At 55.2% G+C, this 14,249-nt stretch carries 8 protein-coding genes; all 8 read right to left on the bottom strand.

The genetic code is table 11. From position 1 onward, the window contains the following. Positions 1 to 25: 25 nt before the first annotated feature. Positions 26 to 2,149, bottom strand: a complete 2,124-nt coding sequence (gene fusA, locus KF947_RS12535; protein ID WP_133731699.1) for an elongation factor G — start codon at positions 2,147 to 2,149, stop codon at positions 26 to 28. A 229-nt stretch (positions 2,150 to 2,378) separates the two neighbouring features. After that, positions 2,379 to 2,849: a 30S ribosomal protein S7 gene (gene rpsG / locus KF947_RS12525; RefSeq protein WP_009288145.1), complete on the bottom strand. Its 471-nt coding sequence runs from the start codon at positions 2,847 to 2,849 to the stop codon at positions 2,379 to 2,381. A gap of 203 nt (positions 2,850 to 3,052) precedes the next feature. Further along, positions 3,053 to 3,427 (bottom strand): 30S ribosomal protein S12, encoded by a 375-nt coding sequence (gene rpsL / locus KF947_RS12520; protein WP_008959173.1) that lies wholly within the window; start codon positions 3,425 to 3,427, stop codon positions 3,053 to 3,055. Between the two features lie 214 nt (positions 3,428 to 3,641). Continuing rightward, positions 3,642 to 7,856, bottom strand: coding sequence for a DNA-directed RNA polymerase subunit beta' (gene rpoC, locus KF947_RS12515; protein WP_009288147.1), 4,215 nt, complete (start codon positions 7,854 to 7,856; stop codon positions 3,642 to 3,644). Positions 7,857 to 7,866: 10 nt separating this feature from the next. Next, on the bottom strand, positions 7,867 to 11,943 hold the full coding sequence (gene rpoB / locus KF947_RS12510; protein ID WP_133731700.1) for a DNA-directed RNA polymerase subunit beta: 4,077 nt from the start codon (positions 11,941 to 11,943) through the stop codon (positions 7,867 to 7,869). Positions 11,944 to 12,243: 300 nt separating this feature from the next. Next, a complete protein-coding gene (rplL, locus tag KF947_RS12505) occupies positions 12,244 to 12,615 on the bottom strand; it encodes a 50S ribosomal protein L7/L12 (protein WP_226250591.1) in 372 nt (123 codons plus the stop codon). A 112-nt stretch (positions 12,616 to 12,727) separates the two neighbouring features. Further along, complete coding sequence (gene rplJ / locus KF947_RS12500; protein ID WP_227404094.1) at positions 12,728 to 13,234, bottom strand: 50S ribosomal protein L10; 507 nt, start codon at positions 13,232 to 13,234, stop codon at positions 12,728 to 12,730. Positions 13,235 to 13,556: 322 nt separating this feature from the next. Next, positions 13,557 to 14,249: a 50S ribosomal protein L1 gene (gene rplA / locus KF947_RS12495; protein WP_227404093.1), complete on the bottom strand. Its 693-nt coding sequence runs from the start codon at positions 14,247 to 14,249 to the stop codon at positions 13,557 to 13,559.

Here is a 14,249-nt window from a genome sequence, read left to right as displayed (position 1 = left end):
ATAACCTCTTTACGTTAGCTAACGGTTAACCGTTTTGATTGATGACGGCTTCAACGACGCTGGAGGGCGCCTCGTCGTACTTCGAGAACTCCATAGAGTAGCTCGCACGGCCCTGGGTTTGTGAGCGCAGATCGGTTGCATAACCGAACATCTCACCCAATGGCACCGTCGCACGAATGACTTTACCAGAAGAGGAGTCATCCATACCCTGCACCAGGCCGCGACGACGGCTCAGGTCACCCATGACGTCACCCATAAATTCTTCGGGGGTCACGATTTCGACCTTCATCACCGGCTCCAGCAGCACGGCCTTGGCCTTCCTGGCACCTTCTTTTACTGCCATAGAAGAAGCAATCTTAAACGCAGTCTCGTTAGAGTCTACGTCGTGGAAGGAGCCATCAAACAGCGTTACTTTAACGTCGATCATCGGGTAACCCGCGATGACGCCGTTTTTGAGCTGCTCAAAAGCACCCTTCTCAACCGCAGGTACGTATTCCTTGGGAACCGTGCCACCCACGATTTCTGAGTTGAACTTGAAGAACAGTTCGTCTTCGCCTTCACCCTTCTCTTCTGCTGTCAGCGGCTCGATACGCAGCCAAACGTGACCATACTGACCACGACCACCGGACTGACGTACGAACTTGCCTTCTTGCTCGATGCTGCCGCGAATCGTTTCACGGTAGGCAACCTGCGGCTTACCGATATTGGCTTCAACCTTAAACTCGCGACGCATACGGTCAACAAGGATATCCAGGTGAAGCTCACCCATACCAGAAATAATCGTCTGGCCGGTTTCTTCGTCGGTTTTGACCTGGAAAGAAGGGTCTTCTTGAGCAAGCTTGCCCAGAGCAACACCCATTTTCTCTTGGTCTGCCTTAGATTTAGGCTCTACGGCTACCGAGATAACCGGATCAGGGAACTCCATACGCTCGAGAACGATCTTGTTATCGATGTCGCACAGGGTATCACCCGTAGTGACGTCTTTCAGACCGATACAAGCAGCGATGTCGCCCGCCAGAACTTCTTTGATCTCTTCGCGGGAGTTGGCGTGCATCTGTACGATACGGCCAACGCGCTCTTTCTTCTGCTTGACGGAGTTATACACACCGTCACCAGATTTCAGAACACCCGAGTAGACGCGGATAAAGGTCAGCGTACCAACGAAGGGGTCAGTGGCGATTTTAAACGCCAGAGCCGCAAACGGCGCACTGTCATCAGCCTCACGGGTATCGACGGTGCCATCTTTGTCGTCAAGCTCACCTTCGATCGCCTTAACTTCAGTCGGCGAAGGCATGTATTCGATAACGCCATCCAGCACTGCCTGAACGCCTTTGTTCTTAAAGGCAGAACCACAGGTAACCAGAACGATATCGTTAGCCAGGGTGCGCGCACGCAGACCAGCCTTGATCTCTTCAATCGACAGCTCACCGCCTTCGAGGTACTTCTCCATCAGCTCGTCAGAGCCTTCGGCAGCCGCCTCGACCATCTCTTCGCGATACTTTGCAGCTGTTTCTTGCAATTCAGCCGGAATATCCACGAGGTCATAATTCATACCCAGGCTTTCCTCATCCCACAGGATAGCCTTCATCTGAATCAGGTCGATAACGCCTTTAAAGTCCTCTTCCGTGCCCCAGTTAATCTGGATCGGCACAGCGTTGGCACCCAGCCGCTCTTTCAGCTGGTTGACAACCATGAAGAAGTCAGCGCCGGTACGATCCATCTTGTTGACGAAAACCATACGCGGAACTTCGTACTTGTTGGCCTGGCGCCATACTGTTTCGGTCTGCGGCTGAACGCCGGAAGAACCACACAGAACAACAACCGCACCATCGAGTACGCGTAGAGAACGCTCAACTTCGATCGTGAAGTCAACGTGCCCTGGTGTGTCGATAATGTTGATACGGTGCTCAGGGAACTGCTTGCTCATGCCCTGCCAGAAACAGGTAGTCGCAGCTGAGGTGATAGTAATACCACGCTCCTGCTCCTGCTCCATCCAGTCCATGGTCGCAGCACCATCGTGCACTTCGCCCACTTTATGGGAAAGGCCGGTGTAGAACAGTACACGCTCGGTCGTCGTGGTTTTACCCGCGTCGACGTGAGCGACGATACCGATATTACGGTAACGATTTAGTGGAGTCTTGCGTGCCACGGTGAAACTCCCGTTTGTTGGCGATGCTCGTTAATTTAGCGGCGTATGCAAGCGAGGCTTATGCGACCGCCGCCACCCTTGAGGGTAGCGGTTAGGTATTACAACAGAGCGACTCAGCAAACACTTCGCCATGCTGAACAACGTGCATATTAAAACCCTAAAGCCATACTTAAAAACGCCGTACTTAGAAACGCCGATTTTAGAAACGCTGACCTTAGATACGCGTACCTTAGAAACGGTAGTGCGAGAAGGCCTTGTTGGCTTCTGCCATGCGATGCACGTCTTCGCGCTTCTTAACGGCAGAACCTTTACCTTCAGCGGCATCCAGCATTTCACCCGCCAGACGCTGCACCATGGTTTTCTCACCGCGACGACGCGCCGCGTCTACCAGCCAGCGCATTGCTAGCGCTTGACGGCGAGACGGACGTACTTCAACCGGCACCTGATAGGTCGCACCACCAACGCGGCGCGACTTCACTTCGACCATCGGCTGGATGGCTTCCAGCGCCTTGTCGAAGATCTCCAGCGGATCTTCTTTACTACGCTCGGCAACCTTGTCCAACGCACCGTAGACGATACGCTCAGCTATGGACTTCTTGCCGCTGACCATCAGGTGGTTCATGAACTTCGCCAGACGCTCACTTCCGAACTTAGGATCCGGCAGAATCTCGCGTTTAGCTACTACTCTTCTTCTAGGCATGATAAGCCCTCAATTAAGGATCTTTCAGGTAAACCCGGAACTCCTGCAGCCTGTGTACGCTATTCAAATACGACAGGCGCCGCCCGACCTTACTCTTATCAGACCGTCAAATTCGTGAAAATCGTTACTCAGCATACCCTGTGGGCAGGATAGCGCTGTACAGCTGAACTATTCCTAACAACCCATCCCTAAGGATTAGTCGATTAGGACTTAGGACGCTTAGTACCGTATTTAGAACGACCCTGACGACGATTTTGAACGCCAGAGGTGTCAAGGGCGCCACGAACGGTGTGATAACGCACACCTGGCAAATCCTTTACACGACCGCCGCGAATCAAAACGACAGAGTGTTCTTGAAGGTTGTGACCTTCACCACCGATGTAAGAAGACACTTCAAAGCCGTTGGTAAGGCGCACACGGCAAACCTTACGCAGAGCCGAGTTAGGCTTCTTAGGTGTAGTGGTGTAAACGCGCGTACAAACGCCACGTTTTTGCGGACAGGCCTGCAGCGCTGGCACGTCACTTTTGGTGACGGGGCGCTTGCGCGGCTTGCGCACTAGCTGATTAATCGTTGCCATGGTGTTTAGCTGACTCCAATGGTTGCCTTGGCCTATTAACAAATACAAGCAGCGGATGCGGGCGCACCCACCCCACTGTTAAAGGCTGCGCATTCTAAAGGCTGACCCTAGGTCGCGTCAAGCCTTGCCGGCGGTTTTACCGGCAAGGTGACGCTTTTTCAGGTCAGCTACTCGTTTTACTTACTCATTTTACCTACCGCTTTAGGTGCCAGACCTACAGCTCATCGTCAGAGTCGAGAGCAGTCAACTGAGCACCCAGCTCCTGTTCGACTTCGGTAGCCGAAGGATTGAACAGTTGCTCTACGTCTTCGCGCTTGCGACGACGCTCTGCGTGGTGAGTCAAGCCCGTACCAGCCGGTATCAGGCGACCAACCACCACGTTTTCTTTCAGGCCGCGCAGGTAATCGCGCTTGCCGGTCACCGCTGCTTCGGTCAGTACGCGGGTTGTCTCCTGGAAGGAGGCCGCGGAAATGAACGACTCGGTGGCCAGACTGGCCTTGGTGATACCCAGCAGCATACGCTGATACTTGGCCGGGAATTTCTTCTCTTTCTCAAGGCGTTCGTTCTGTTCCAGCACGCGAACCAGTTCAGCCTGGTCGCCCGTGATGAAGTCAGAATCGCCCGAATCAGTAATCTCTACCTTGCGCAGCATCTGACGCACAATGACTTCGATGTGCTTGTCGTTGATACCTACGCCCTGCAGACGGTAAACGTCCTGTACTTCGGCAGTGATGTACTTGGCAAGCTCCTCAACACCCAGCAAGCGCAGGATATCGTGCGGATTGCTCGGCCCATCGGAAATTACCTCACCCTTCTCGACAGTTTCGCCTTCGAAGACGGCAATTTGACGCCATTTCGGAATCAGCGCTTCAAACGGATCGCCAGACTCCGGAGTAATGGTCAGACGGCGCTTACCTTTGGTCTCTTTACCGAAGCTGATCACACCGCTGATCTCGGCCAGGATCGAGGACTCTTTCGGCTTACGCGCTTCGAACAAGTCAGCAACCCGCGGCAGACCACCGGTGATGTCTTTGTTCGCCGAGGCTTCTACCGGGATACGGGCAACTACTTCACCTACCCCGATCGTCACACCATCGTCGACCGAAATAATCGAGTTACCCGGCAGCAGGTACTGAACCGGGGTGTTAGAGCCCGATACAGAGACGTACTCGCCAGAGCTGTCTTGCAGCATAACCATTGGGCGCTTGTCGCGACCGGCCATGGGACGTGCTGCAGACTCGATCACCTCAATGGAGGAGAGGCCGGTCATCTCATCGACGCTGCGGTGCATGGTGACACCCTCGTCGAGATCGATGAACTGCGCCTTACCTTCTACTTCGGCAACGATCGGGTGAGTGTGCGGATCCCATTTGGCCACTGTCGCACCAGCGTCGACCACGTCGCCGTCGCGTACAGAAAGCTCAGCACCGTAAGGGAGCTTATAGTACTCGCGCTCACGGCCATGGTCGTCAGCAACGGCCAGGGCGCTAGAACGCGATACAACAACCAGCTTGCCGTCGGCACGCTCAACGTGCTTGATGTTGTGCAGACGAACCTTACCGCCGTGCTTCACTTGTACGCTATCCACGGCTGACGAACGCGATGCCGCACCACCGATGTGGAAGGTACGCATGGTCAACTGGGTTCCCGGCTCACCGATGGACTGTGCGGCGATAACGCCGACGGCTTCACCGATGTTGACCTGATGGCCACGGGCCAAGTCACGGCCGTAACAGGAGGCACACACGCCGTGTGCGGTCTCACAGGTAATCGTAGAGCGTACGATGATCTCGTCGACACCCATGGTGTCGAGCTCGGCACACCATTTCTCGTCGAGCAAGGTACCTTTAGCGATCAATACTTCACCGCTGCCAGGGTGAACTACATCCTGAGCGACGACACGACCCAGCACGCGCTGGGAAAGCGGTACGATGATGTCGCCGCCTTCGATGATCGGGTGCAGGGTCAAGCCATTTTCGGTACCACAGTCGACTTCGGTGATGACCAGGTCTTGCGCTACGTCTACCAAACGACGGGTCAGGTAACCGGAGTTGGCGGTTTTCAACGCCGTATCCGCAAGACCTTTACGTGCACCGTGGGTCGAGATGAAGTACTGAAGTACGTTCAGACCTTCACGGAAGTTGGCGACGATCGGCGTTTCGATGATCGAACCGTCCGGCTTGGCCATCAGGCCACGCATACCCGCCAGCTGGCGGATCTGGGCGGCACTACCACGGGCACCGGAGTCGGCCATGATGAAGACGCTGTTGAACGAGTCCTGCTCAACTTCGTTACCATCACGATCGATGACGGTCTCTTTAGAGATACCCACCATCATCGCCTTGGCGACTTTATCGTTGGCCTTGGACCAGATATCGATAACCTTGTTGTACTTCTCACCCGCTGTTACCAGGCCAGAAGAGAACTGGTCTTCGATCTCTTTAACTTCGGCTTCCGCTGCATCAACGATTTCAGTTTTTGCTTCGGGAATAACGAAGTCGTTAACACCGATTGAGGCGCCGGACCAGGTCGCCAGACGGAAACCGGTATACATCAGCTGGTCAGCGAAAATGACGGTCGGCTTGAGGCCGGCACGACGATAAACTTCGTTGATCAGGCTGGAGATCGCCTTCTTCTTCATCGGCTGGTCGATCAGCTCGAAGGGCACACCTTCGGGCAGAATGCGGAACAGCAGTGCACGGCCTACCGTCGTATCGTAAATACGGCGGTGGAAGCTACGCTCGCCGCTCTCTTCTTCGATATCGATTTCGTCCAGACGCACTTTGACCCGGGCGTGCAGCGATACTGACTGAGTACCAAAAGCACGCTCAACTTCATTAAGGTCAGAGAACACCATGCCTTCGCCTTTGGCGTTGATCTTTTCGCGGGTCATGTAATAGAGACCCAGAACAACGTCTTGCGACGGTACGATGATCGGTTCGCCGTTAGCGGGCGACAGTACGTTGTTGGTGGCCATCATCAGCGCACGGGCTTCAAGCTGCGCTTCCAGCGTCAGCGGTACGTGTACCGCCATCTGGTCACCGTCAAAGTCGGCGTTATAAGCAGCACATACCAGCGGGTGCAGCTGAATGGCTTTACCTTCGATCAGCAGCGGCTCAAACGCCTGGATGCCCAGACGGTGAAGCGTGGGTGCGCGGTTCAGCAGCACCGGATGCTCGCGGATAACATCGGCAAGGATGTCCCACACTTCCGGCAGTTCGCGCTCGACCATCTTCTTGGCGGCTTTGATCGTTGAGGCGTAGCCCAGCGACTGCAGCTTGGAGTAGATAAACGGCTTGAACAGCTCAAGGGCCATTTTCTTGGGCAGACCACACTGGTGCAGACGCAGGGTCGGACCTACGGTAATTACCGAACGGCCCGAGTAGTCGACGCGCTTACCCAGCAGGTTCTGACGGAAACGACCCTGCTTACCTTTGATCATGTCGGCGAGCGATTTCAGCGGACGCTTGTTAGAGCCCGTGATCGCGCGGCCACGACGACCGTTATCAAGCAGTGCATCGACGGCTTCCTGAAGCATACGCTTCTCGTTGCGCACGATAATATCCGGCGCATTGAGATCCAGCAGACGCTTCAAGCGGTTGTTACGGTTGATCACACGACGGTAAAGGTCGTTGAGATCAGAGGTCGCGAAGCGGCCACCGTCCAGCGGTACCAGCGGACGCAGATCCGGCGGCAGCACGGGCAGCACTTCCATGACCATCCACGCCGGCGCGTTGCCGGAGTGGTAGAAGGCTTCAAGCAGCTTGAGGCGCTTGGAGAGCTTCTTGATCTTGGTTTCGGAGTTAGTCTGCGGAATCTCTTCGCGCAGGTGGTTAATCTCTTCTTCCAGATCGATGTCTTTGAGCAGTTCCTGAACGGCTTCGGCACCCATGCGGGCATCAAAGTCGTCGCCGAACTCTTCCAACGCTTCAAAGTACTGCTCGTCGTTCATCAGCTGACCACGCTCCAGCGTGGTCATGCCTGGATCGATAACGACAAAGCTTTCGAAGTACAGCACGCGCTCGATATCACGCAGGGTCATATCGAGGAACATGCCGATACGCGACGGCAGTGACTTCAGAAACCAAATATGCGCCACCGGAGAGGCGAGCTCGATGTGCCCCATGCGCTCACGGCGCACGGCGGCTTTGGTCACTTCAACGCCACATTTTTCGCAAATGATGCCGCGGTGCTTCATGCGCTTGTACTTGCCGCACAGGCACTCGTAGTCTTTTACCGGGCCAAAGATCTTGGCGCAGAACAGGCCATCCCGCTCCGGTTTAAAGGTACGATAGTTGATGGTCTCAGGCTTCTTCACCTCGCCAAACGACCAGGAGCGAATCATGTCCGGCGACGCCAGGGTAATCTTGATCGCGTCAAACTCTTCGGACTGAGACTGCGATTTGAGTACTTTCACCAAATCTTTCATGGGACGGCTCCTAGCTCTCTAACTCGATATCGATGCCCAGCGAGCGGATTTCCTTCACGAGTACGTTGAAGGATTCCGGCATGCCTGCCTGCATGGTGTGGTCGCCATCCACGATGTTTTTGTACATCTTGGTGCGGCCTTCGACGTCGTCCGACTTGACGGTGAGCATCTCTTGTAGCGTGTATGCAGCGCCGTAAGCTTCCAGCGCCCACACTTCCATCTCACCGAAGCGCTGACCACCGAATTGCGCCTTACCACCCAAGGGCTGCTGGGTAACCAGCGAGTAAGAACCGGTAGAGCGCGCATGCATCTTGTCGTCTACCAAGTGGTTAAGCTTCAGCATGTACATGTAGCCAACGGTGACCGGACGGTCAAAAGCATCACCGGTACGGCCATCGAACAGGGCCATCTGACCCGACTCGGGGATGTCCGCTAGCTTCAGCAGGTGCTTGATTTCGTGCTCTTTGGCACCGTCAAACACCGGCGTTGCCATGGGCACACCACCTTTGAGGTTCTTCGCCAGGGCAATGATCTCGTCGTCCGTCAGGGAGTCGAGATCTTCAACGCGCGTACCTTGCGTATTGTAGATCTGCCCCAGGAAGTCACGGATCTCGGCCACTTGCTGTCCACGTGCGTCGCGCAGCATGGCTTCGATCTTGACGCCCAAGCCACGTGCCGCCATACCCAGGTGGGTTTCCAGAATCTGACCGACGTTCATACGCGACGGTACACCCAGCGGGTTCAGTACCACGTCGACCGGCTCGCCCTTCTCATCAAAAGGCATGTCTTCGATGGGCATAATCGCCGAGATAACACCTTTGTTACCGTGACGACCGGCCATCTTGTCACCCGGCTGGATGCGACGCTTGACCGCCATGTAGACCTTGACGATTTTTAGCACGCCCGGTGCGAGATCATCGCCCTGGGTCAGCTTGCGCTTCTTATCTTCAAAGCGCTCGTCCATCTCTTTGCGACGGGTTTCCAGCTGTTCGTCGGCCTGAGCCAGCAGCTCATTAAACGACTCATCCTGCAGACGCAGCTTGAACCACTGCTGACGCGGCAACTCATCCAGGTACGCTTCGTCGAGCACGTCACCTTTCTTGAGGTTCGGTCCGCCGTTAACAGCCTGGCCGTCAAGGGTACGCTTTAGACGCTCAAAGGTGGCGTCTTCGGCGATACGGTAAGTCTCTTGGAGATCCTTACGAACTTCATCCAGCTGAGTGCGCTCGATTGACAGGGCGCGTGAATCTTTTTCAACGCCGTCACGAGTAAACACCTGCACGTCGATGACCGTACCTTTCATGCCGGTAGGGGCACGCAGGGAAGTGTCTTTAACGTCAGACGCTTTCTCGCCGAAGATGGCACGTAGCAGCTTCTCTTCGGGCGTCAGTTGGGTTTCACCTTTCGGCGTCACCTTACCGACCAGAATATCCCCCGGGCCGACTTCGGCACCGATGTAGACAACGCCCGCTTCATCCAACTTGGAGAGCGCAGACTCGCCCACGTTGGGGATATCGGAAGTAATCTCTTCAGAACCCAACTTGGTGTCGCGAGACACACAGGTCAGTTCCTGAATGTGAATCGTGGTGAAACGGTCTTCTTGAACGACCCGCTCGGAAAGCAGGATGGAGTCCTCGAAGTTGTAGCCGTTCCAGGGCATGAACGCGATGCGCATGTTCTGGCCAAGCGCCAGGTCACCCATATCCACCGACGGGCCGTCGGCGAGAATGTCGCCGCGTGCCACGCTGTCACCAGGCCGCACGATCGGGCGCTGGTTCATACAGGTGTTCTGGTTCGAGCGGGTGTACTTGGTCAGGTTGTAGATATCCACACCGGCTTCACCGCCGATGATTTCATCTTCATTAACCCGTACCACGACACGACGCGCATCAACGGAATCAATCACGCCGCCGCGATTGGCCACCGCACAGACGCCGGAGTCACGGGCAACAAAGCGCTCCATGCCCGTACCTACCAGCGGCTTATCGGCACGCAGGGTCGGTACCGCCTGACGCTGCATGTTAGAACCCATCAAGGCGCGGTTGGCGTCATCGTGCTCCAGGAACGGAATCAATGCCGCTGCGACGGAGACCACCTGACGTGGCGATACGTCCATCAGCGTCACTTGCTCAGGACGCATAAAGGTAGTTTCACCGCGGTGACGAACCTGAACCAGGTCATCACTTAGCTTGTTGGACTCATCTACCGCTGCTGACGCCTGGGCGATAACGAAATCGCCCTCTTCGATCGCCGAGAGGTGAACGATGTCGTCGGTCAGCTGACGATCAACCACTTTACGGTACGGCGTCTCGAGGAAACCGTAGCTGTTGGTGTGGCTGTAAGTGGCCAGCGAGTTAATCAGACCGATGTTCGGGCCTTCCGGCGTTTCGATTGGGCATAGACGCCCGTAGTGCGTGGCGTGAACGTCACGTACTTCGAAGCCAGCACGCTCACGGGTCAAACCACCGGGGCCGAGTGCCGACACACGACGCTTGTGGGTAACCTCAGAGAGCGGGTTGTTCTGATCCATAAACTGGGAAAGCTGGCTGGAACCGAAGAACTCTTTCACCGCCGCCGCAACCGGCTTGGCGTTGATCAAGTCTTGGGGCATCAGGCCTTCGCTTTCCGCCATGGAAAGACGCTCTTTCACCGCACGCTCTACACGCACCAGGCCAACGCGGAACTGGTTCTCTGCCATTTCGCCTACACAGCGAATACGGCGGTTACCCAGGTGATCGATATCGTCAACGTCACCGAAGCCGTTACGGATATTGATCAGCTCGCGCAGCACATCGAGGATGTCTTTGCGATCCAGCACGCCGGAGCCGGTATCGGTATCACGGCGCAGGCGGCGGTTGAACTTCATGCGGCCAACGCCCGACAGGTCGTAGCGGTCCTCAGAGAAGAACAGGTTGTTAAACAGCGTCTCGGCAGACTCTTTGGTGGGCGGCTCGCCGGGGCGCATCATGCGGTAAATTTCGACTAACGCTTCAAGCGCGGAATTGGTTGCATCCAGCTTCAAGGTGTCGGAAATAAAGGAACCGCAGTCGAGATCGTTGGTGTAAAGCGTCTCTACCAGGGTAATGCCGCCCTGGGCCATACGCTCAAGCACTTCGGGGGTGATCTCGGTATTACACGGACAGATCAGCTCGCCCGTTTTGGAATCGATTTGGTCTTTGGCCAGGGTTTTGCCGAACAGGTACTCCATCGGCACGTCCAGACGCTCAAGGCCGGCTTTTTCAAGCTGGCGAATGTGCTTCTGGGTAATCCGACGACCCTCTTCAACGATCACATTACCTTCGCCATCCTTGATGTCGAAAGTAGCCGTTTCGCCGCGCAGGCGCGACGGTACCAACTCCACAGAGAAACCGGATTTCTCAATGTGGAAGACGCTGGTTTCAAAGAACTCGGCCAGGATCTCTTCGGTGTTCATCCCCAGCGCACGCATCAATACCGAGGCCGGCAGTTTGCGGCGACGGTCAATACGCACAAAGACGTTGTCTTTGGGGTCAAACTCGAAGTCCAACCAAGAGCCACGGTAAGGAATTACGCGAGCTGAGTAGAGCAGCTTGCCGGAGGAGTGGCTCTTACCTTTGTCGTGATCGAAGAACACACCGGGCGAGCGGTGGAGCTGGGAGACGATAACCCGCTCAGTACCATTAATCACAAAGGTACCGTTCTCAGTCATCAGGGGGATTTCCCCCATGTAGACTTCTTGCTCTTTGATATCTTTAATTGCTTTGTTCGAGGAGTCGCGATCATAGATGATCAAGCGAACCTTGACGCGCAGCGGGGCGGAGTAAGTCACGCCGCGCAGCTGGCACTCCTTAACATCGAACGCCGGCGTACCGAAGCGGTAGCTGACATACTCAAGCGCTGCATTGCCGGAGAAGCTCTCAATCGGAAACACGGACTTGAATGCCGCGTGCAGACCGACCTCGTGACGCTCGTCGGGCGAACGATCTTGCTGGAGGAAGTCGTAATAGGAATCAAGCTGGATCGCCAGCAAGTAAGGCACATCCATCACTTGGGGCAGTTTGCCGAAATCCTTGCGGATGCGTTTTTTCTCAGTATATGAGTAAGCCATCTGTATTCCCCAGCTTGTTCACCATGGGTGACCGATGCGTGGTCATCGCTGCCCGGCGGGCTTCGTCAGACGCAGACAGCAAGCTCCTAAATCGGTAGCTCGCCGTCGAAAATCTAGTTCGATAACACTGTAGTCGATAACACTATGTTCAATAACGCTTTTACGTTTCTGTTGTTTCCGCTATTTGCCAACAGCGCCGCTGCTCTTAAACGTCAGTTACAACAGAAAAAGGCCGGCAGCGGGATATCCCGCCGCCAGCCGTGGAAGCTTACGCAGCGCGTAAAGCCGTCCGCACAAGAATTACTTGAGCTCGACGGTTGCGCCCGCTTCTTCCAGCTTGGCTTTAGCTGCTTCAGCGTCGTCTTTAGACATGCCTTCTTTGATAGTCGCCGGAGCGCCGTCAACAGCACCTTTAGCTTCTTTCAAGCCAAGGCCGGTGATCTCACGTACTGCTTTGATGACGTTAACTTTCTTGTCGCCAGCAGACGTCAGAACAACGTCAAACTCAGTCTGCTCTTCAGCGGCTTCGCCGCCACCAGCAGCCGGACCAGCCATCACAGCAGCAGCGGCAGAAACGCCGAATTTCTCTTCCATTGCTTCGATCAGCTCGACAACTTCCATTACGGTCATGTCGGCTACAGCATTGATGATATCGTCTTTAGACAGTGCCATTGTTTCGTTCCTAACTTTGCGGGAGTCTCGGTCAGCCGAGGACTCAGGATTCATTGCTCGGTTCAGGCAGCGTATCGATCAGATCGTTCACGCCACCTGCAAGAAACGCTGCTTAAGCAGCTTCTGCTTCTTGCTTCTGGTCGCGCAGTGCGGCCAGAGTACGAACCAGCTTGCCAGCGGAGGCTTCTTTCATTACCGACATCAACTTGGCAATTGCTTCGTCGTGTGTCGGTAGGGTTGCCAGACGGTCAATGTCAGCAGCCGGAATCAGCTCACCTTCGTAGGCCAACGCTTTTACTTCGAAGTTCTTGTCCGTTTTAGCAATCTCTTTGAACAGACGAGCGGCAGCGCCCGGATGGTCAGTAGAGAAAGCCAACAATGTAGGACCAACGAAGCTATCGTTCAAGCACTCCCACTGAGTGCCCTCGAGAGCGCGGCGAGCCAGCGTGTTACGTACAACACGTAGCTCTACACCATTCTCACGCGCCTGCTTGCGCAGATCGGTCATTTTACCAACCGTAACGCCGCGAGAATCAGCAACTACGACGGAGAGTGCGCCCTTGGCCGCTTCACTGACCTCGGCAACAATCGCTTTCTTGCCTTCAAGTGCTAGTGGCACAGTGATCACTCCTTCGTGCCGGAACCCTAGAAGGTTCCGGTGGTTACCATCTCTTCCCACTCTGCTGTGCTAAAAACGCTGCAAAGCGGGAAGCCTTGGGGATGGTGCTCACCAGAAAGCCGTTTAAAGCTAAACCAACTGGCGGCCACACCATCTGCGCAGGCGCTTCTGAGGCAATTAAGCCGCGCTGGTGGGTACGAAAAGATGTACTGATCAAGCGCGGCACCTGCGGTCTTTGACGATGCCCCGGCCAGTGATAGACACCAAACGGGGGACCGCAAAGTTCTTGCTCGGTTCCTACAAAAAAACAACGATGACTCGCTTACGCGAAAGCAGAGTGATCGATCGTCAAACCCGGGCCCATGGTAGTAGACAGGGTCATTTTTTTGAAGTAAATGCCTTTAGACGAGCTCGGCTTAAGGCGCTTCAGGTCAGCAACCAGGGCTTCCAGGTTGCCGTTAATGGCTGCTGCGTCAAAATCCACTTTACCCAGAGTAGTATGGATAATGCCGTTTTTGTCGGTACGGAAACGCACCTGACCCGCTTTAGCATTTTTAACCGCTGTCGCCACATCAGGCGTTACGGTGCCAACTTTCGGGTTAGGCATCAGGCCACGTGGGCCTAGAATCTGACCCAACTGGCCGACTACGCGCATGGCATCTGGCGAAGCGATAACGACGTCAAAATCCATCACGCCTTTTTTCACTTGCTCAGCCAAGTCATCCATACCCACGATGTCGGCACCGGCTTCTTTAGCGGCATCGGCATTGGCACCCTGGGTGAAGACCGCAACGCGTACGTCTTTACCGGTACCGTTAGGCATGACGGTAGCGCCACGCACAACCTGGTCGGATTTACGCGGGTCAACGCCCAGATTGATGGCGACATCAACGGACTCTTTGAATTTAACAGTAGACAGCTCGGAGAGAAGCGCTACCGCTTCTTCAATAGAGTAGGCTTTAGTGGTGTCTACTTTTTCGCGAATGATTTTCGCACGCTTAGACAGTTTAGCCAT

It is taken from the genome of Halomonas sp. FeN2 (assembly GCF_020595105.1).
Classification (GTDB): domain Bacteria; phylum Pseudomonadota; class Gammaproteobacteria; order Pseudomonadales; family Halomonadaceae; genus Vreelandella; species Vreelandella neptunia.
Note: the sequence above shows the minus strand (reverse complement) of the source record. Positions and strands in the feature narration are given on the sequence as shown.